Annotated in this window: 14 protein-coding genes and 2 pseudogenes; 9 read left to right on the forward strand and 7 right to left on the reverse strand. The window is 46.2% G+C overall.

The genetic code is table 11. The annotated features are described in order from the left end of the window. Nucleotides 1–12 precede the first annotated feature (12 nt). Nucleotides 13–652 (forward strand): annotated as a pseudogene (locus tag QTN94_RS13500) (Tn3 family transposase). Between the two features lie 202 nt (nt 653–854). Beyond that, nucleotides 855–1,064, forward strand: a pseudogene (locus QTN94_RS13505) (Tn3 family transposase); the annotation flags it as partial. A 77-nt stretch (nt 1,065–1,141) separates the two neighbouring features. Here QTN94_RS13505 and QTN94_RS13510 read toward each other — a convergent pair. Continuing rightward, on the reverse strand, nt 1,142–1,990 hold the full coding sequence (locus tag QTN94_RS13510) for a pirin family protein (protein ID WP_443088794.1): 849 nt from the start codon (nt 1,988–1,990) through the stop codon (nt 1,142–1,144). Between the two features lie 221 nt (nt 1,991–2,211). On the opposite strand from QTN94_RS13510, the gene QTN94_RS13515 reads away from it, so the two are divergent. Next, on the forward strand, nt 2,212–3,507 hold the full coding sequence (locus QTN94_RS13515) for an alpha/beta fold hydrolase (RefSeq protein WP_331427916.1): 1,296 nt from the start codon (nt 2,212–2,214) through the stop codon (nt 3,505–3,507). 35 nt (nt 3,508–3,542) lie between these two features. On the opposite strand, the gene QTN94_RS13520 is transcribed toward QTN94_RS13515, so the two are convergent. After that, the gene (locus tag QTN94_RS13520) at nt 3,543–3,923 is read right to left on the reverse strand and encodes a VOC family protein (protein ID WP_331427917.1); all 381 of its coding nucleotides are present in this window, start codon (nt 3,921–3,923) and stop codon (nt 3,543–3,545) included. 333 nt (nt 3,924–4,256) lie between these two features. On the opposite strand from QTN94_RS13520, the gene QTN94_RS13525 reads away from it, so the two are divergent. Both QTN94_RS13525 and arfB read left to right on the forward strand, forming a co-directional pair. Further along, nucleotides 4,257–4,496 (forward strand): hypothetical protein, encoded by a 240-nt coding sequence (locus tag QTN94_RS13525; RefSeq protein ID WP_331427918.1) that lies wholly within the window; start codon nt 4,257–4,259, stop codon nt 4,494–4,496. A 40-nt stretch (nt 4,497–4,536) separates the two neighbouring features. Then, complete coding sequence (arfB, locus tag QTN94_RS13530) at nt 4,537–4,950, forward strand: alternative ribosome rescue aminoacyl-tRNA hydrolase ArfB (RefSeq protein ID WP_138971256.1); 414 nt, start codon at nt 4,537–4,539, stop codon at nt 4,948–4,950. Between the two features lie 19 nt (nt 4,951–4,969). On the opposite strand, the gene QTN94_RS13535 is transcribed toward arfB, so the two are convergent. Further along, nucleotides 4,970–5,479 carry a GNAT family N-acetyltransferase gene (locus QTN94_RS13535; RefSeq protein ID WP_331427919.1) on the reverse strand — a complete coding sequence of 170 codons (510 nt, stop codon included), beginning with the start codon at nt 5,477–5,479 and terminating at the stop codon, nt 4,970–4,972. A 152-nt stretch (nt 5,480–5,631) separates the two neighbouring features. Between QTN94_RS13535 and QTN94_RS13540 the strand changes: the two genes are divergently transcribed. Beyond that, on the forward strand, nt 5,632–6,273 hold the full coding sequence (locus tag QTN94_RS13540) for an START domain-containing protein (RefSeq protein WP_331427921.1): 642 nt from the start codon (nt 5,632–5,634) through the stop codon (nt 6,271–6,273). 46 nt (nt 6,274–6,319) lie between these two features. Here QTN94_RS13540 and glgB read toward each other — a convergent pair whose 3' ends face one another. The 3 genes from glgB to QTN94_RS13555 all read right to left on the reverse strand — a co-directional run bounded on the left by glgB (nt 6,320) and on the right by QTN94_RS13555 (nt 13,418). Further along, on the reverse strand, nt 6,320–8,497 hold the full coding sequence (gene glgB, locus QTN94_RS13545) for a 1,4-alpha-glucan branching protein GlgB (protein ID WP_331427922.1): 2,178 nt from the start codon (nt 8,495–8,497) through the stop codon (nt 6,320–6,322). Between the two features lie 185 nt (nt 8,498–8,682). Continuing rightward, nucleotides 8,683–10,863, reverse strand: a complete 2,181-nt coding sequence (malQ, locus tag QTN94_RS13550) for a 4-alpha-glucanotransferase (RefSeq protein WP_331427923.1) — start codon at nt 10,861–10,863, stop codon at nt 8,683–8,685. Between the two features lie 101 nt (nt 10,864–10,964). After that, complete coding sequence (locus QTN94_RS13555) at nt 10,965–13,418, reverse strand: glycogen/starch/alpha-glucan phosphorylase (protein ID WP_331427924.1); 2,454 nt, start codon at nt 13,416–13,418, stop codon at nt 10,965–10,967. 568 nt (nt 13,419–13,986) lie between these two features. On the opposite strand from QTN94_RS13555, the gene malT reads away from it, so the two are divergent. Next, entirely contained in the window at nt 13,987–16,695 is a 2,709-nt protein-coding gene (malT, locus tag QTN94_RS13560; RefSeq protein WP_331418093.1) for an HTH-type transcriptional regulator MalT, read from the forward strand. 158 nt (nt 16,696–16,853) lie between these two features. After that, the gene (locus tag QTN94_RS13565) at nt 16,854–19,739 is read left to right on the forward strand and encodes an alkaline phosphatase family protein (protein ID WP_331427925.1); all 2,886 of its coding nucleotides are present in this window, start codon (nt 16,854–16,856) and stop codon (nt 19,737–19,739) included. 76 nt (nt 19,740–19,815) lie between these two features. Here QTN94_RS13565 and QTN94_RS13570 read toward each other — a convergent pair whose 3' ends face one another. Then, on the reverse strand, nt 19,816–20,172 hold the full coding sequence (locus QTN94_RS13570; RefSeq protein WP_138971249.1) for a YibL family ribosome-associated protein: 357 nt from the start codon (nt 20,170–20,172) through the stop codon (nt 19,816–19,818). A gap of 226 nt (nt 20,173–20,398) precedes the next feature. Here QTN94_RS13570 and QTN94_RS13575 point away from each other — a divergent pair, with 226 nt between their 5' ends. Next, complete coding sequence (locus QTN94_RS13575) at nt 20,399–21,172, forward strand: DUF4344 domain-containing metallopeptidase (RefSeq protein ID WP_331418654.1); 774 nt, start codon at nt 20,399–20,401, stop codon at nt 21,170–21,172. The last annotated feature ends 174 nt before the right edge of the window (nt 21,173–21,346 follow it).

The raw sequence follows: 21,346 nt of genomic DNA on the forward strand, positions 1-21,346 counted from the left end.
TCGAAATGAGTAATGCCCCGTACCTCACGGGGTTTTCAAGGTATCATCGTGACAGGAACGTTACGAGACTCATTATATGTATTGGAGGGAATACTTGAGCAACAGACGAGGCTCAACCCCATAGAGATAATGACAGATACTGCCGGCGCTAGCGATATTATATTTGGGTTATTCTGGTTGTTAGGGTATCAGTTCTCCCCTCGATTGGCTGATGCAGGAGAAGCAGTATTCTGGCGAGTAGATAAGTCCGCTGCCTATGGACCGTTAGATGATTTGGCTCGAAGCTGTACGACTCTTTCAAAAGCAAAAGAACAGTGGGATGAAATGATGCGTACAGTCGGTTCATTAAAGCTTGGAACCATTCGAGCATCAGAACTGGTTAGCTCAGGGCATCATGGAAGTCGGCAGAGTCAACAAAACATTGTACTTGCTTAATTATATAGACGACGAGGATTATCGTCGCCGGATCTTAACACAACTCAATAGGGGGGAGGGTCGACACGCTGTCGCTAGAGCCGTTTGCTATGGTCTACGCGGAGAAATCAAAAAGCGTTATCGTGAGGGACAAGAAGATCAGTTGGGCGCATTAGGTATCGTTACAAATGCAATCGTGTTATGGAACACTCTCTACGTACAGCAAGCATTAAATTAGATGAAATCCAATAGTGAAGAAATTGTAGAAGAAGATATCTCTCAGCTATCCCCACCAATATACAAACACATCAACATGTTAGATCATTATACGATTACGTTGCCAGAAGACTTAAAGAAAGGGGAGTGAAGATCTTTGAACATTAATGAAGGTGATAAATATTGAGTCAATATAAGAGCGATAAGGGATTATTAATCAATGACTTAAATCCATTATCTCTCCAACAAGTTTGAAACCAAAAGATATCGAGCCACATTGGGATGAGGTATTGCGTCTCGCCACATCAATTAGGCAAGGGACAGTCACCGCTTCTCTGATGATGAAAAAGCTGGCTAGTTACCCCAAACAGAATGGATTAGCTAAAGCATTGAGAGAAATTGGCAGATTAGAAAGAACGTTGTTCATGCTTGATTAGCTTCGAGATCCGGTCGTGACTCCAATTACTCTGGGGTTGTCGTCAGTGACCGAATGGCGGTCACAAAGGTTCAGTTAATATGTTTCAAACACACCAGCGTTGTAATCACGAATGGTTTGCTCAATTTCAGCCATGCTGTTCATGACAAAAGGCCCATAATGAACAACAGGCTCATCGATCGGTTGACCAGAAAAGATCAGTACCCCACCCGATGCGAGGTTGGTCAGAGACACCTTGTCCCCCTTGCTCAACAGAGCGAGTTCACCTTGATTGACTACCTGACCATCAATAGCGACAGAGCCCTGATAGCTAAGAACCATCATGTTAAAGTGTTCTGGCACCTCAATTGAAAGTTGCTGTCCTTGCTCAGAACGCCAATCAGAAACACTCAGTTCGACCCCTGTTCTGTCTAGCGGCCCCGTTAACGTCTCACCATTGGCAATTAAGGTTCCAGCTAATACCCGCAGCAATCCAAGTTCATCACCGCTATGTTCAGTGATGGTTTCTGGTTGGAAGTCAAAATATTGCGCGGGTTTCATTTTGTCTCGGGCAGGCTGGTTAATCCAAATTTGAAAACCGTGCAAATCGCCCTCTTCCATAATGGGCATCTCACTATGGATAACGCCACGACCCGCCGCCATCCATTGCGCACCACCACTGCGAAGTTCACCAACATTTCCCATATGATCACGATGCTGAAAGTGGCCTTTGAGCATATAGGTTAGGGTTTCAATGCCACGGTGTGGGTGTGGAGGAAATCCACCGACATAGTCTTTACGTTGATCCGATTTCAACTCATCGACCATCAAAAATGGTGAAAATTGTGTATTGTTAAACCCAGCGACACGTTGGATTTTCACACCATCACCATCAGATGTCGCATGAGTGCGGATGATTTGCTTGATTACTCGATTCGCCATGATCGCCTCCCGATAACTTGATAGGTGTAGTTTAGAGAGCGATATGCCTTTCATACAGAGGGCAGAAGCGAACAGCTTGTTTGAAAAATTTGAATGAGTACAGCTAGACACTGGCGGCTAGCTGACACTGAACACATGCCTCACTCATCAAACAGCGATTGGTATCTGTTCCGCATCAGGATAAGATACGCCATCTCTAAGTCACGGAAGTCCTGATAATAATTATGAAAGCTCACCCATTTATTGATGCTGGTGTTAAATACACTCCGCACTATTTCCAAGTACCCTTAAACTACGCAGACAGCGCACAAGGGACAATTGAAATCTTTGCTCGTGAACTATCACTGGTCGCCGATGGCGACAGCACTAAGCCTTGGCTGGTCTATTTTCAGGGTGGACCGGGGTTCCCGTCTCCACGCCAGAATGGTCACAATGGCTGGGTAAAACGTGCCCTACAAGAGTACCGAGTGTTACTCCTCGATCAACGCGGTACTGGCAATAGTTCTGTGATCACCCATCAAACTCTGGCTCCGTTCTCGGCAGAGCAGCAAGCTGAGTACCTAAGTCATTTCCGTGCAGACAATATCGTTCGTGACGCGGAATTTATTCGTCAACAGTTTGGTATTAACCAGTGGGCGATTCTCGGTCAGAGCTTTGGTGGTTTTTGTTCACTTACTTACCTGTCACTGTTCCCTAAAAGCCTTTCTCGTAGCTACATCACTGGAGGTGTGCCATCTATTCACCGTCATCCTGACGAGGTGTATCAGGCCACGTTCAAGCGTACGATGGAAAAGAACCAAGCTTTCTTCAAACAGTTTCCGCAAGCGCAGCAACTGTGTAAGCAGATTGCCGACCATCTGCTTGAGAACGATGAGTTTCTGCCCAACGGGCAGCGTTTCACGGTTGAGCAATTTCAGCAGATTGGTATCAATTTCGGTATGAGTGATACCTTCCTGCCAACTTACTATGCGTTGGAAAATGCTTTGATTGAGGTGAATGGTAAACCGCAGCTACGTTACGAATTCCTCAACAGCATGCTGATGGAACAAGGTTTCCAGACCAACCCTATCTACGCCATCCTGCATGAGTCGATCTACTGCCAGAGCTTTGCTTCAAACTGGAGTGCTCATCGTATTCGTCAGACACGAGATGAATTTAACTACACAAAAGAAAAGCCATTCTACTTTACCGGCGAGATGGTGTTTCCGTGGATGTTCGACCAATACCACTGCCTGAAACCACTCAAACAAGCAGCAGAACAACTGGCAGCAAAACAGGATTGGGCCCCCTTGTACCATGCGGATGTGCTTGCCAATAACAAAGTACCTGTGAGCTGCGCGGTATACGCTGATGATATGTTCGTCGAAATGGACATTAGTCGTGAAACCTTGGCAAAGATTCCAAATTCACAAGCGTGGATTACCAACGAGTACGAGCACAACGGACTGCGTGCCGATGGTGAAAAGATCCTCGATACGCTCATTGCTATGGGTCATCAAACCGCGGCAACTATCAACTAAAATTAACGCCCCCGACTCACATCGGGGGCGTTTTTTTAGCTCATTGAGTGGAGGCCAATCATATTGCCTTCCGTGTCAGCCACTATGGCAATGTATCCATGCGGGCCGATGGAAAATTTGCTATTCATTACCTTGCCACCCGCTTGTTCAACACGAGATTCCTCGACCGCACAATCCTGACATGAGAAATAGACCATAGTACTGTTGCCACCCGCTACGACGCCTTCCATTTTCGCCAACGCACCAGATGCTCCATACTGCTCCATATCAGAGGGAAACAGCCACATCTCGCCCCCCATATTGGCGACATCTTCGAGATGCTCCAATGAGGTTTCAAGTACTGCTTCATAAAAAGCTTTCGCTCGCGGCATATCATTCACATAGATTTCAAACCAACCAACCGGATTCATTTGCATACTGTCACCTAACCGTTACAAGTTCCCTTCTAAATCTAGCGCAGTTATCACTCTCCACTACCTTGGCTAAGGCTATAATGCTCATTTTCTCACTCATGAGCTAACAGGTAGGGTGACTGTAAACGTGGTCCCCTTACCCAGTTCGGAATCCAAACAAATATTGCCACATAAGTTGTCTACCATCGCTGCCGCTAGCGACTCGGCACTACAATCATAAATTACCATTTATCAATGATGACATATGAACTCACTCACATTAGACTGGTAATCGTTGGCATTTTCGTCAGTTGGCAGCAAGACAGTGATAAGGTGATAAGGTGATAAGGTGATAATATGACTATCCAATGGTGTGAAAAATGTGCCAAAGAGACCGAGCACAAAGAACTGATAAAGCAGAAACCGTCGAAGTACGGTAAAAGCAAAAAGGAACAATTTAAGGCCTTTCTTTCTGGATTTGTTAGTGGTGCTGCCGTCGGTGGTGCGCTGGCTTCTCTAGAATTGATTGATCGCTATGTAGTCTGTCAGGAATGTGGTCACAAGAGACTCGAAAACCATGGCGAAGAGTTTCAGTAAGGCTAAAATAGGTCGGTGTCTGTTTTTGTCGTAAGCCCTAATGCTGAAGATTTCTAATACCGTTACCCTTCAATCCTGGGAGATCCAACTGACCGCTATACGAGCGCAAGGTTCAGGCGGTCAGAACGTGAATAAAGTGTCCTCTGCGATTCATCTTCAGTTCGACGTGAAGCATTCTACTCTGCCAGCTATCTACAAAGAGCGTCTACTCGCCCTCAAAGATTCCCGTCTATCTAAAGAGGGGGTTATCACCATCAAGGCGCAGCAATTTCGAACCCAAGAGCAGAACAAAGAGGATGCGCTCAATCGCTTAGCGGAGCTTATCCGTTCTGCGATGGTGGTACAGAAAAAACGCCGCGAAACCAAGCCAACCAGAGCATCTAAAGAGCGCAGGCTCAAGAGTAAGGGAATTAAATCACAAACGAAATCCCTGCGCGGTCGCGTGCAGCACTAACCATAGCGACTGGCCTTGATCACGCGGACTTATCGAGGGCGAAAGTTTCTAGCCCTTCAACCTCACCGTAGAGTCGTGTATTGACTTCTTGGGTCATACCGAGCTTTTTCAGTATCGCCAGCGAGGCAAAATTGGCTGCAAGGGCAACGCCATAGATCTTATCGTGTTTATTGGCTTTAAAGGTTTCTCTGATCACGGCCTGAGCCGCTTCAAATACATAGCCTTTGCCCTGATAATCAGGCAGCAGAGCATAACGGATATCGCTATACGCAGGGTCTTGACACTGCTCAACACCAACGTAACCAATTTTAGTTTCAGGATCGCTGGTTAATCTTATCGCGTAAGAGCCAAAACCATGCTGCCAGTGTCGCACGCGGTTACGAACATGTAGCTTTATTTCTTCAGCAGTATAGGCCTCACCTTTCGGCAGGTATTTAGTCAGCTCATTACAACCTAGAATCGCTGAATAGATATCGAGATCCGCTTCACATACCGGTGTCAGTATCAAATTGTCGGTGGTAATCATCATGCTCTCTTTACTGTCTAGAAGTGAAAGGTAACAAGCTAAATGATTAGTGACCAAACTGCCAGTGCCAATTGTCTCCTTTCCTAATAGGGAGACTTTGCTCTGTACTGTAAGTATGCTTGAATTAAATCAGAAATTAATCGTTGAGTAAGGTTATGACAAGCTTAAGGAAAAGCCTCATTTATGCCCTGTTGATACTATCAGGTATCGGTTATTGCCAAGCATCAACCCATTGGCAATTTGAAGGTGACAAAGACGGAATCACCATCTTCTCCCGCCATCATAGTGATGGACTGGTAGAAATTCGCGCACGTATGTTTGCGCCAACCAGTTATGGGGCTTTTGTCACCCTGTTAGAAGACACGGAGAATGTGCCCAACTGGATTGATAACGTCAGTCACAGCCGCGTTGTAAGGCAAATCTCACCAAACGAAAACATTGTCTACACCCAGTTTTCCGCTCCCTGGCCCGCCAAAGATCGCGATATGGTGACTTACTCAAAATACTCCGTGGATGAGATAGGCTTTACGCTAAATATCAAAGATGCCCCTCCCGCAAGTTTGCCCGAACAAGATGGTTACATCCGTATTACCGCAGTGAAAGCGACTTGGACACTGCAAAAGCTAACCAACGGAATGACGTTAATAGAGTACACCGCATTTGCTAATCCTGGCGGTGCTCTGCCTAACTGGCTAATCAACAAATTGGCTAAAGAGAGCGCTCGCAATACTTTTAAGGGTCTCAAGCAGCAGTTACCAAACTATCAAGACGATTCAAAGCCTGATCTTAGCCAATAAAAAGGGCCAGCGATGGAAGCTGACCCTTGTGTTACTTATTATTTAGCTATTTAAACTTATAGAATACGGTCGCTAGTGGAGGCAGACGCAGTGAAATAGATTGTGCCAATCCTTCACTTTCTACTGCCTCGGTCGTTACCTGTTGTGCAACTGAATAATCGCTACCATGATATTTAGCACTGTCCGTATTGAGCAGCAATTCATATTCGCCTGCCAAAGGTACGCCTAGCCTGAAATTGTCGTGAGGAACAGGTGTGAAGTTGGTGATCACCAAAATTCTCTCACCGTTGTCACTCAAACGTTCATGAGCCAAAATCGAGGCTTCTGCCGCATCTTGTAGACGCCACTCAAAACCGCGCGGTTCGCAGTCGAGTTCGTGCATCGCTCTTTCACTTGCGTAAAGCTTATTAAGATCTCTGGTTAGGCTCTGCACACCTTGGTGACGTTCAAATTCAAGTAAGAACCACTGTAGCTGATCATCATGATTCCATTCCGCAGTCTGACCAATCTCAGCGCCCATAAAGTTGAGCTTCTTACCAGGTTGTGCATACATGTAGCCGAGGTAAGCGCGCAAGTTTGCTGTTTGCTGCCACTCATCCCCCGGCATCTTGTTGTGAATAGAGCCTTTACCGTAAACCACTTCATCATGTGACAGAGACAGAACGTAATTTTCACTATGAGCGTAAACTAATGGGAAAGTGATGGTATCGTGATGGTATTTGCGATGAACAGGATCCTCCTGAATGTATGATAACGAGTCATGCATCCAGCCCATATTCCACTTAAAGCCAAAGCCCAATCCGCCCATAAAGGTTGGCGCAGAAACACCAGGGAAAGCGGTCGATTCTTCAGCAATGGTCATGGCATTCGGGAAGTGTTTGTAAACTTCTTCGTTCATCCACTTAAGGGTCGCGATCGCATCGTAGTTTTCGTTGCCACCATCGATATTTGGAATCCATTGATCGTGACTGCGCGAGTAGTCGAGATATAGCATTGAAGCAACCGCATCAACGCGAATACCGTCAATATGGAATTGTTCGAACCAGTAAAGCGCGTTAGACACGAGGAAGCGGCGAACATGTTCACGACCAAGATCGTAGATGTACGAGTTCCAATCTTGATGCCAACCGCGACGAGGATCAGGATCATGGAACAGTGGCGTGCCATCAAAGTTCGCCAAGCCATGGTCATCCGATGGGAAGTGCGCAGGAACCCAATCAAGCACCACGCCAAGACCCGACTGATGGCATTGATCAACAAAGTATTTGAAGTCGTCTGGCGAACCATAACGGCTGGTTGGCGCAAACAGGCCAACCGGCTGATAACCCCAAGAACCATAGAATGGGTGCTCAGAAACCGGCATCAGTTCAACGTGTGTATAGCCCATATCGACTAAATAAGGAATTAACTGATCCGCCAGTTCGCGATAGTTAAGGAAATCACCATCGGCATTGCGGCGCCAAGAACCTGCGTGTAGCTCATAAAATGAGAGCGCCTGCTTACGTTTCTGTGTAACTTCTCGCTCTTGCCATGTTTTATCGTTCCACTGATAACGGCTGTGATCATAAGCCACAGAAGCAAACGATGGATATTGCTCAGAGTATGCGCCCCAAGGGTCCGCTTTATGCGGTAAGCCTTCACCATTAGGACCTTTTAATTCGAACTTGTACTGTGTGCCTTCAGCGAGGTTTGGAATGAAGATACCCCAGATACCATAATCGAGACGCTGCATTGGCGTGCGACGACCATCCCATTGGTTGAACTCACCGACTAAGCTACACGCTGACGCATGCGGTGCATAAACCAGAAAGCGGATACCGGAGATCTGTTTGCCATCTCGCTCCAAAGTGATGAATTGAGCACCCATGTGCTTGTACATCTCTTTTGGTGTATGCAGATCGTCATACTCTGCGTAAATCGTGTGGTATTGATATGGGTCGTCAATCAGTTGTTCGGTTCCATTCCAATCAACGGCTAATAGATAGTGGCTAAAGCGTAGATCTTTGTTTTGTTTGAGGATAAAGCCCGAAGCGTCCTCACGTTCAAGTTCGATACGTTGATCATCAATAACTAACTCAACTTTGTCCGCACCTGGCATCCAAACACGCAATGCCTCTTGTTCACCACTTAGAAATGGGCCGATGAAAGAAAAAGGGTCAGAAAATGTCGCGTGTGAAAGTTGGTTATATATCTTTGTCGCCTTATCTAACGTTGTCGTTTTCAAGTTATTCTCTCCCTAACCTAACTTTCTTTATTCAAATGAGTTTGGCTGAAATATAAAGGGGTTCTATGACCCAAAAAGCCCGCTAGGTAGCGGGCTTAATTAGCGTTACAACAGTGTAGCGAATTCGGCGTTTACATAGAGTGACCTGACCGAAAAATTTTCCATGTACACCTTGTAAATCCGTTTTATTTACTCACTTTAGCGCGAACTTCGGTGAGCTTATGAGCAATACGATTTACCCCTTCATGAGCAAAAACCTCATCAAGGTTCATCGACAGCTTACGACGCCAGTTCGGGTACTCGTCAACCGTGCCTGGAATGTTAACTGGCTTGTCCATTTCCAGCCAATCTTCCAACTGAATACTCAACAGGGTCGAAGATCCCGCAGCAACGTGCAGTTGCAGTGCTTCCGCTAGGTAGGAATCCATAGGTACGTACTGAGCATCGCGACCAACGCCTTCAGGCAAGTAACCGTGCCATGCAACGGAATCTAGGATACCTTGCTTGCACTCTAGACGACTCGCAAACAGACCTTCTAGTTGCTTGGCATCTGGGTAAAGGCCTAACTCTTGGCCCATCTTCAGGTCATCACAGTGCCAGAAACCACGTAGAGTCGGCATATCGTGAGTACACAGAGCAGACATAGATTGTTCAGCGTAGTGTGCTGGAGAGATAAAACCACCGTCATCTTCTGATGTTTCGAAGAAGAACACCTTGTATGAGTGAACACCTGCGTCACGCAGAATATCAACAATCTCATCCGGCACAGTACCTAAGTCTTCACCAATCACACTGCATTGATGGCGATGAGACTCTAGAGCCAAGATTGCGAGCATGTCTTCCACAGGGTAATAAATGTAAGCACCTTGAGTCGCGTTTTCACCTTTCGGGATCCACCACAAACGCAGTAAACCCAGTACATGGTCAATACGCAATGCACCACAATGCTTCATGTTCGCACGCAGTAGCTTGATGTATGCATCGTAACCCGTCGCTTGAAGCACTTGTGGGTTAAGCGGTGGTAGACCCCAGTTCTGACCCAAAGGACCAAGAATATCTGGTGGAGCACCAATGCTTGCATCCATGACTAGGTTGCCTTCATCTGCCCATGTTTCTGAACCAGAATCCGCAACACCGACGGCAAGGTCACGGTACAAGCCAACAGACATGCCTTTCTCTTCTGCTAGAGCCTGCGCCTCTTTAATTTGGATATCAGCCACCCATTGCAGGTACATGTAAAGATGTACTTGATCTTTGTTTTGCTCGATAAAATCCTGAACCGCGCGGTTTTCAAACTTACGCAACTCTTCCGGGAATACTGGCCAGCCCCAGATGTTTGAATCTTTCGCATGCAGTTCCGCATGCAGAGCATCAAACGCAGCTTGGTGAATTAGGCTTTCGCCACCTTCTTCGACGAACGCTAAGAAAGCCTGTGCACGTTCGCTATTTTTATCCAGATGACGCTTTTTAAACTCAGTAAACAGCTGCGGTAGCACACTCATTTTGAGATCCGCGACTTCACTGTAATTCACCCAATGAGATTCACGTGCTTTTTGTAGACGTTGCTGGAACTCCGCACTGCCCACTTTTTGCTGCGCTTCAATGCTAAGAGAAAACTCAGGTACTGAGCTCACATCAATGTAGAGAATGTTCAACCAACGACGTGATGAAGGGCTGTATGGGCTCGCGCCTTCTGGGTTGGCAGGGAACAGTGAATGAATAGGGTTAAGACCAACAAAATCACCACCGCGGGAAGCGATATCTGCCACTAACTGTTTCAGATCCCCGAAATCACCAATACCCCAGTTATGCTGAGTGCGTAGCGTATAAAGCTGGACACTTGGGCCCCACATTTTCTTACCATCGACGATAGCATCCTGCTTGTAACATGCTTTTGGCGTCACAATTAGCGTCATTTCATAAGGCGCTTTACGACGTTTACGAGAAATCGTCAGTTTGTGATAACCCCAAGCAATATCACTTGGTAATGCAAACACTAAAGGGCCACCCTCTTTGCGCTCATCACGAACGATTTGCGATTGAAGATAGCCTTCAAGTACCTCTCCTTGCTCTGTATCGAGACGCCAGCTGAACTCACTTTCGCGAGCACTCGCACCAAGATTGAGCACCACTTCAATTGGCTCTCCATCACGGACTACCTGAACAGAAGCGAGCACCTCTTGCTTGTGCTTTTTCTCCGCTGATTTTAGAAGAGTTTCATCATTGGTTGTGTCATAGCCTAAAGACGCGAGTAGTCGACGAATTGTTTCATCAGCAACTTTTGCTTCATCTCCCCACGCGCTTACGTAGCTGTCGGCAATTCTCGCCATTTCAGCGACTTGTTTTAATGCGTTATCTTGTTTCATCGCTCTCTCCGAAGGACTGCTTATACCTTCAAAATGTAGGGTTATTAAATCGTTATAAAGAGTAGAGCCAAGGCGCTAGGCCTTGGCTTTGTCTGGTTCAATTAGCGCGATACCGCTTCTAATTTCCAAATGTTATTGACGTAGTCTCGAATCGAACGGTCTGAGGTAAATTTACCCATCAAGGCCGTATTCAAGATGGCTTTCTTCGCCCAGCCAGCTTGGTCTTTGTACTGTGCACCCATCGCCTCGTGCGCCTGAACATATGATGCAAAGTCCGCTAAACATAAGTATGGGTCACCACCATCAAGCAGGCTGTCGTACGTTGCTCTTAGCAGGCCAGGTTGACCAGGTGTGAACTCTTCGCCCACTAGCAGGTCTAGTGACGCTTTTAGCAAAGGATCTGCGTGGTAGTATTCGTAAGGGTTGTAACCCGCTGCTTTAGTCGCAACGACTTGGTCAACTTCAAGACCGAAGATATAGATGTTCTCATCACCCACCTCTTCACGAATCTCAACGTTAGCGCCATCCATAGTACCGATAGTCAATGCACCGTTCAGCGCCATCTTCATGTTACCCGTACCCGATGCTTCTTTACCCGCTAGAGAAATTTGCTGAGATACATCCGCCGCAGGAATAATGATTTCAGCCATGCTCACGCGGTAGTCAGGGATGAAGACCACTTTCAGTTTATCGCCAATACGCGGATCGTTATTGATCTTGTCCGCAATCTTGTTGATAGCGAAAATGATTTCTTTCGCTAGGTGGTAACCCGGCGCTGCTTTCGCTGCGAAGAATGCAACACGTGGCGTGCATTCGAAACCAGGTTCGTTAATGATTCTGTGGTACAGAGACAGAATGTGTAGCAAGTCTAGATGCTGACGCTTGTACTCATGCAGACGCTTGATTTGTACGTCAAAGATCGCATTGGTATCAAGCTCGATGCCCATGTTGTCTTTAACCCACTTCGCCAAACGCTCTTTGTTCTGTTTCTTAACAGCCATGAACTCTTTCTGGAATTTTGCGTCAGTAGCGTACTGAGCAATACCTTCTAGCAGTTCCAGTTTCGCCGGCCACTCGCTGCCAATCTTATCCGTGATAAGTTGAGACAGGCCCGGGTTACAGAACTTCAACCAACGACGTGGAGTAATACCGTTTGTCACGTTATGTAGACGAGTTGGGTACATTTCGTGGAACTCAGGGAAAAGATCTTTCTTAACCAATTCTGAGTGCAGAGCGGCAACACCGTTTACTGCGTATGAACCAATCACACATAGGTTAGCCATGCGAACCATACGGTTGAAGCCTTCTTGAATGATAGATAGCTTAGCTTGTTTCTCACCATCACCAGGCCACATTGCACGAACTTCTTGTAGGAAGCGGTGGTTGATTTCAAAAATGATTTCCATATGGCGTGGAAGCAGACGCTGGATCAGAGATTCTGGCCAAGTTTCCAATGCTTCTGGAAGAAGTGTGTGGTTGGTGTAAGCAAAAGTCTTCGAGCTGATTTCCCACGCTTTATCCCAAGATAAGCCTTTCTCATCAAGAAGAATGCGCATCAATTCTGGGATAGCGATTGTTGGGTGAGTATCGTTTAGCTGGATAGTCTCTTGCTTAGGCAGATCCGCCAATGCAAAACCTGCTTGCTCGTGACGACGCAGAATATCGCGAACTGATGCTGCCGAGTGGAAGTATTGCTGCATTAGACGCAGTGTCTTACCTTTCTCGTGGTTGTCATTCGGGTATAGAACTTTAGTGATGTTACCAGCGTCGATCAGCGCGTGCTGAGCTTCGAAGTAATCACCGTTGTTGAAGCTTACTAGTGAGAAAGGCGCAATAGCCTGACATTCCCAAAGTCGCAGTGGGTATACCGTGTCAGACTCGTAACCAACAATTGGCAGATCCCAAGGCATTGCTTTTACCGTCATGCCAGGTACCCACTTGCGGACTTCTTTTCCGTTTTCATGCGTCACTTCAACATGACCGTAAAAACCGATCTCTTGTGCCAATTCAGGACGAGCCACTTCCCATGGGTAGCCTTCAACACCGCGCCATGCATCTGGTGCTTCCTGCTGACGACCATCTTTGAATGATTGCTTGAACAAGCCGTATTCATAGTGAAGACCGTAACCCACCGTTGGGTACTCTTGTGCTGCACAAGAATCCATAAAACATGCTGCTAGACGACCTAGACCACCGTTACCCAGTGATGGGTCACGCTCTTCTTCAAGAAGGTCAGTCAGGTTTTGACCCAACTCTTCCATCGCTACGGTGATTTGATCGTACAAACCCATGCTGATTAAGTTGTTGCCCGTCAGACGACCAATAAGGAACTCTAATGACAAGTAGTTTACGCTTTTCGCGTTTTTGATCTTCGGATCCTGCTCAGTCTTAAGCAAGTCAAAGGTTGTTAGTTCTGCTAGTGCTTTGCCCATTGCTAGGTACCACTCACGCGCAGTCGCTGTTTCTACAGTTTTAGCGTAAGTCGCTGAAAGGTGTTTTTTCACATCAGCTTGGAACACTGCTTTATCAAAATTTTTCTGTTGCGTAGGTTTCATTAGAGAAATCTCACTTATTGGTTTCAATCCATCTGTGCCATATCGTGCATCGACATGATTGGCAAAACATCCTCCTACTCCTAGCCATTTTAGGAGGAGGACAAAGGGCGTAGAGGGCGTACAACCAGTAGCTCAGTGATCTAGGTCTCATTAAGTTTTCCTAACATCACAGCTCGGGTGATTGAGATCACACCGTCAACCAATTTAGCCTATATCTGGTTTATTAAAGATAGGTGTCGAGAAAAATACACAATTGATGAATATACATACTCGATCACATTAAGTTTTACTTCGCAGTGCAATTTTCATGATTTCTCGTGCAAACAGGCACTAAAATCTCATCTCACACAGACCAAATAAGAGATATTCATCACAATAAAGGGGCGTAGCTGGTAGCAAAATGTGAATTAAGCGAAAAACCCATTGTTGATCAATAACGGTTATGATTGTTCTCAAGTAACATCATTGCCAATAAGCTTTATTGATTAATATTTACACAATTAAGTGTTTCACCTTCGGGTAACTTCGCTGCTCCACGAAAAGTGGAAGGATAATAGGGAATAAAAAGATGTGGATTCCTTCTAAGTTAACGCGTCCGGGTCGATTACATAACGCCATTGTACGACCAAGGGTATTAGATCTGCTCCAGCAGGCTCCTTTCTACAAATTGGTGCTACTCCGCTCCCCAGCTGGCTATGGTAAAACCACCATGGCGGCTCAATGGCTATCGGACAAGTCACACGTCGGCTGGTACAGCATTGACGAAAGTGACAACGATTCTTTTCGCTTTATGAACTACCTGCTTCAGGCACTGAATAAAGCCACCGATGGCAGTTGCCCAAACTCGCAAAAACTTGCAGAAAAACGCCAATTCTCTTCACTTTACTCCCTATTCGGTGAAGTTTTCACTGAGATGTCTGAATTTCATCAAGAGTGTTATTTGGTTCTGGACGACTATCACCTGATTTCTGATGACGAAATTCACGAAGCTATGCGCTTTTTCCTCAAGCATATGCCAGACAACCTCACACTGGTTGTGACCAGCCGAGCAGCACCACCACTGGGGACGGCTAACCTTCGCGTGCGAGACTTAATGATCGAGATCGGCGACGAAATGCTCGCCTTCGATACCGAAGAGACAACGCGCTTCTTTAATCAACGTATCGCCGATGGCATTGACGATACCACCGCGACCAATTTACGTAACTACGTAGAAGGCTGGCCATCAGCACTACAGTTGATCGCTCTGCAAGCGCAGCATCAAAACAAAACTCTCGCTCAGTCGGCCGAGTCTTTCTCTCAGTTCAACCACGCACACCTCTGGGACTACCTGATAGAAGAAGTGTTTGATCTTTTAGATACCGAAACCCGCCAATTCTTGCTTCAGTGTTCTGTCCTTGATCACTTTAACGATCAACTGGTCTCTGAACTGACTCAGCGAGAAGATGCACTGAGCATGATCGAGTCTCTCAATCGCTTTGGTCTGTTTATTCACCCTCTCGAGGGAGAGCAGAACTGGTATCGTTTCCATAATCTGTTTGCCGAGTTCCTTGCTCACGAGCGCAGTGCGAGAATTCCTCAGCAAGAGAAGCAACTCCACCATGCGGCCGCCAAAGCATGGCTAAAACTCTCCTCGTCTCATCAAGCTCTTCGCCATGCACAAGAAGCCAAAGACAGCCAGTTAACCGCAGATATCCTGACTCAGTATGGCTGGAAGATGTTTAATGGTGGTGAGCTGCAAACACTCGAAAAAGCGATCAACTCTCTCACCACAGAACAGCTCTACAGTGAACCTAAGCTTTGTATGTTGCAGGCTTGGCTAGCGCAGAGTCAGCACCGCTACAACGATGTTGGTGACCTACTATCAAAAGCTGACCAAGAGATGAGTAAGCTCAATGTGGTTCTAAGCACCAAAGAGCAAGGTGAGTTCAATGCCCTTCGCGCTCAGGTTGCCATTAACCGTAATGAACCAGAACAAGCGCTAGAGTTAGCAGAACTGGCGCTAAGCCAGTTGGACAGCACGGTTTACCGTAGCCGTATTGTTGCGACGTCAGTCGTGGGTGAGGTCAACCACGTACTTGGTCATCTCAGCCGAGCTCTGCCAATGATGCAGCAAACAGAGAAACTGGCTCGCCAGTATCAGGTCTACCATCAGGCTTTATGGGCGATGCTGCAACAGAGTGAAATTCTGATTGCACAGGGCTACGTTCAAGCCGCTTTCGAAGTGCAAGACAACGCCTTTAAACTGATAGAAGAACAACAACTACAACAAGTTCCGCTGCATGAGTTCTTACTTCGTGTACGCGCCCAGATCCTATGGTGTTGGAATCGACTGGATGAAGCAGAAGAATGTGCCTATAAAGGTCTGGATATCCTTGGTAACCACAGCCCAAGTAAGCACTTACATAGCTACTCAATGCTGGCACGTATCGCGATTGGCCGTGGAGAGCTTGATAAAGCAGGTAAGTTCATCGAGCAAATCACCCACTTGCTCAAACAGTCGACCTATCACGTTGACTGGACTGCCAACGCCTCGCTCTCTCTGATCCTATTCTGGCAGGCTCGCGGCGATCACGAATCAATCAAACAGTGGTTGGAAACAACGGTTAAGCCTCAGCATGCATGTAACCACTTTACTCAACTTCAGTGGCGTAATATTGCGCGTGCGCAAATCATACTAGGGCTTTTTGACCAAGCCACTGAGACGCTTAATTTCCTCCAGCAACAGGCAGAGGAAAATGAGTTGCTGACCGACACCAACCGAAACCTGATTGTTTCCGCTGTACTCGCCATCTCACAAGATGACGAAGAGAGCGCTCGTGAACAACTAAAGAAAGCATTAGCACTGACCAATCAGACGGGTATGTTAGGTAATTTCCTCGTCGATGGCGCGAAAGTGGGTCATATCTTGGAGAAGCTCAACCATAAGAATGAGCTGGGTGATTTAGAACGTCACCGCGCACAACAGCTACTCAAAGATATCTCAACCACTCAACGCAGCAGTTCTGTTCACTTTGATGAAGAGTTTGTTGAAAAGCTGGTCAACCACCCGAACATCCCAGAGTTGGTTCGCACCAGTCCACTGACTCAGCGTGAGTGGCAAGTTCTCGGGCTGATCTATTCTGGTTTTAGCAACGAACAGATCGCCCAAGAGCTAGACGTAGCGGGGACAACCATCAAAACCCATATTCGCAACTTGTACCAGAAACTCAATATCGCCAACAGAAAAGAGGCGGTCAAAACCGCCGAAAACCTGTTGCAGTTAATGGGCTACTAATCCACTAAGACCTACCAATCAGCCGACAGTTCTGCTGGCTGATTGGTAGCGAATCTCACTTCCAAGCAAAACACTTGCGTCTCATTCGCTAACGCTTGCACTCTCACTCTTTAATGTCACAATGTAAATCATTAACGGCATGAATGAGAATAATATCAATGACTTGGTTTAGAGCAACGACCCTTACCATCGCGTTAACTAGCGCTTTATCCGCCTCCTGCTATGCCGAGGTCGGTAACACACCTGTGGTTGGCGGTTTATTCAACTCCAGCGAAGTTCTCAAAAACCAAATTGTAGATTCTCTCTCCTATTCCACCCGCTTCGCTCGTGATATGACTCTTTTCACGATTGGCGGGATGACGCTCGAAACCTATTTGCTCTCACTGCCGTTAAATGCCAGTACCAAGACAAGAGTGATGGGGCAAATCGCCGATCCCACCTACTCGATTCCTCTCGGTTATTTCCTCTATCAGTTTTACGATCACTACACAGGGATTGAAAACGGAGATCAGTTCAAAACATATCTCCAAACAGTCTATGACCAACAAGCTTTAAAAGGGTTTGAGCACTCTTTGTTTCAGCTTGATTCCAGCGCTCAACCACAGAAAAAGCAACACGCTAAAGATCAGGCGCATCAGGAAGGTCTAAAAATCGATAGTCAGTTTATCGCAACCATGGTGACCGTGTATGACGCTTTGATTCAAATCGGTGAGTGGCAAGATATGGAGCAGTTGCCACAGCATTACACTTATCTCGATAACACACCTAACGACAGGCAGTTAGTCGACAAAATTCAGCCAATCGTCGTTGATATACTAAGGAAAACTGCCTCAGGGATGGACGAGGGAGAGATGAAAAGTGCTCTGCTTGCCATCGTCGCAGACGGCGACGCTGAACGAGCCAATCAACCCAATAATAAAGCACAGGCATTGACCGTCACACTGATCGACTTTGTGCGCCTGAATGTCTTAAAAGCTTACCGCCAGTTCGTCTATCAAGATGAAAGGCAACAACATCTCAATGATTGGCTACAGAAGGCCTTTGATAAGGAACCATCGACCGCCGTCGACTTTTTGCAATCACAGCAAGAGCGCCGTTTCGCCGTTCAAATCACCGTGGATGGACTTCAGCAAGGACTGATTGAAGGTTTAGTCGACCCAAGCAAACCCTTTATTTCTCATGCCTACCATCGCTATTTACACAGCAAACAGCTAGACACTCCGCTTGCTCAGTCAAGCCCTGAACACCAGCAAGATATGCGCTTTTTGCAGATTCTCTCTGAACAAACTTATCGCGATCCCTATTATTTGCCGTTTTTCAAACGCCTCTATCAGCACCATGCTGACTCGATTGCCAATGTTGGCATCTCTTCTACACCAACAATCAGCGTACGCAACTTGCCTATCATTAAAACCGGGGCGAAAGTTGCAGGCGAACAAGGGACAGGCATCCCAAATTTTCACTTTGTCGATCGTCATCAAGATCGCGCTTACTACTTCTTTGGCAACGACGCTTTGCAGCTTGATCGCCTAATGCAAGCCAATAACGTATCGACTATGTTTGATCGCCTAGTCCATCTAAAAACCCTTAACTGTAACGCTCAATATGATTGGAATGCCCATACCAGTTACGATGGTTTGGTGAATTTAGGCGTTGGGGAATCGCTCAGGGATTTCGGCGAGAAACGTTGTCTTAGAGAGTTGGACGAACGAGCCGAAGTTGAAACCGTGCTAACAAAACTGCGTCAGTCACTGATTGACAATATCACAGCATATCAAGACATTCCGAGTTGGGATTTCTACACCAAGTTGACTCGCAAATGGAAGATTGAACAAGATATTTCAAGCTATACCAAACTCGACGGTCAAGGCATGCCAGACTTTACCCTAGTGTACAATCCTTGGCCTGATCACTTCGCTCACTTTGTCGGTCCTTTTAGTGACGAAATCATTATGCCAACTGGCGAGCTCAATAGACTCGATTACTGGATCACTCAAATAGAACAAAGCTACAAAGCCGCGGGCATCTACGATCAAACCTTGTGGGGCATGGCTGGCGATCATGGTCTAGCTCCTGTCTATTACACGCTCAACCCAGAAAAAGCCATCTTCGAGCCTTTAGAGGAGAAATTGGGTTTCCCATTGATTATCAAGAAAATCTCTTCCGATGAAGGGGAAGGGCCAAAGATCACTAACGCGTTAAGCTATCCAAGCAATAAAGGGATAGACGTCGTTGTCGCCTCAACCGCTGGAGGCAACTTCATGTTCGACCTATTCAATTCAAAGCAAGGGTGGGATAGTCAGCCTGTCTACGCTGAGTTAATCAACTGGCAGCCGATCAATGCACAAGGTAAAAGCGTAGACATTATTGCCGAATCCCTAAACTACCTAGATGATTCATTGGATTATATGGTCGTACGTGAACAAGCCTGTGGTGAAAATCACTGCCAAATACGCATCATGGCCAATCGAGATGGAACAAGGTTTGACGAACGCATCATTCAGCAAGGCGATCGCTACTATTACGGAAGCATAAACCGTAAGGCTGCGGTTCAACTGCTTGAAGCCAAGTCACTTAACCCCTACCTCTCCGCCCCAAACAAGAACGAGCTGAGTCGTTTTGCCGATCTAGTTGATCAATGTATCGAACGTGTGAACCCGAATGAGAGCCAAACATGGTGTAATGCCACTCAGTGGCGAGAACTGACAAGCTATACACCAAAGCCAGACTCTGTCGTTCAGTTAGCCCAGTTATACGCAGAAGATAGAGCAGGCACAATTAACCTATTTCCTAGAGAAGGGATTGGCTATAACACTAAAGTTCCTGGGCGACATGCTGGTGAAAGCTACCTAGAAAAAGATGCCTTTATCGGATTTTGGGGAACGCCAATTGGTCAAGCTACAACGCCACTTAGATCTGAGGCCAATGGCTCGTTAGCTCCCACTCTATATGAATATTTGACCGGTGAGAAAGTAGTTGAAGGAGAAAATGGCTGGGGCTTCCCGTCTCTACTCGGCAAGCTTGATATTACATCCGCTCGTTAACAGTAATAAAGCGTTCGCACAGAAACTAAAAAAGCGCCGTTAGGCGCTTTTTTTAAATACATACAAGACGTTGGCATTAGAACTTGTTCGGTGCGTAGCCTGTCATCACTTCAATGCGCAACTCTTTGCCCAACTTTGTCATTGGGTGAACCACCACTAAACCTTTTACCGACTTTTTCAGTTTACCCATATCCGCCTGTTCCGCTTTCGTGATTTCGCGAGAGAATGGCATATCCTGCAAGCTCTTACGCTCTTTGTTGCGATCGAATTGCTGCTTATGCTTCATTGAGCTTACTTTCTTGTTGAGTTTTTCGATTTCATCAGTGAACTGAGAAATCATTTCCTGATCACCACGACCTTTCGCTGCGTCCAGTTTACGTTGGCAAGTATCTAGACGGTTATGAAGGTTTTGAAGTTCTTTTTTAAGGCTCATGGTGATTTATCTCATAGAAACGGAAAAGGGCGGCGAGTGTAGCACAAGCATAGCTGCTTCCCTAATGATAATCATCATTTCACTCCCCTCTATTCCCTTGAACAACCCTGCCCTCAATCCATCGTTCAAAATTGAGTGTCACCAACGGCAAACTAGAGCGAAATCATTCATTATATACCAGTATTAGCTAAGTCCATCCATGCCAAGATAATAATAAGGATTGAGTATGTTTTATCGTGTGTTACTTCCTTCGCTAATGCTGTTTGCATCTACTGTCTTTGCCGGTTCAGAAAGCGTTGTCATTCGCTATCTTGAACCACAAAATGAGGTTGAGAAAAAGGCCAAATCTGAGATTGAGCAAAGTGGTGTAAACCAAACCTTAGTCGACTTATCGCAGAGTATTTTTCCGTTCAAAAACACCTTAACCATTCAATACGGTGGCGATCAGGGCCCACTTTACGATCCAGAAACGCATCAGGTTCATATGCCTTACGAGTTCTATCAGCAAGCACTGGATTACTTTAAGAAAAATCAGTATGACAAAAAATATGGCAAGAGTGCGCAAGCTGGTGCCATTGATACCGTATTACACACCCTGCTTCACGAAGCCGGACACGCTTATATTGCCGACCAAAACATCCCGATTCTAGGCAAGGAAGAAGATGCCGTAGATAATTTTGCTGCGCTAATGATGATCGAATATGTGGAAAATGGAGAAGATGCAGCAATCAGTGCCGCCGATATGTTCGCCTTTGAATCCGAAGATCGTCCTGACTATTACGATTTTGGTGAATACATAGACGAGCACAGCTTTGACTTACAACGCTACTTCTCAACTTTGTGCCTAGTTTATGGCAGCAACCCTGAACAACATAAAAGCTTATTAGACGAAGTCGAAAACGACTATCTGGCTGATCGTAAAGATTTTTGTATCTATCAATATCAAGCAGTGAGTCAAAACTGGCACAGATACTTAACGTCAGTGAGCGATGATAAATAGCCATAACGGTTTCGGAGAAACATCGAGGTGAAAACATAACTAAATTGACGATTTTCTACGATGGCCGCTGCCCATTGCGTGTAAAAGAGATGGGCAGATTGGCTAAACATCAAGTTTGCCAACAACCGTTACCACTAGTCTAAATGGTTGACAGCAAAGAGTTACTGCGACGAC

The organism is Vibrio sp. M250220 (genome assembly GCF_036533795.1).
In the GTDB taxonomy this organism is placed as follows: domain Bacteria; phylum Pseudomonadota; class Gammaproteobacteria; order Enterobacterales; family Vibrionaceae; genus Vibrio.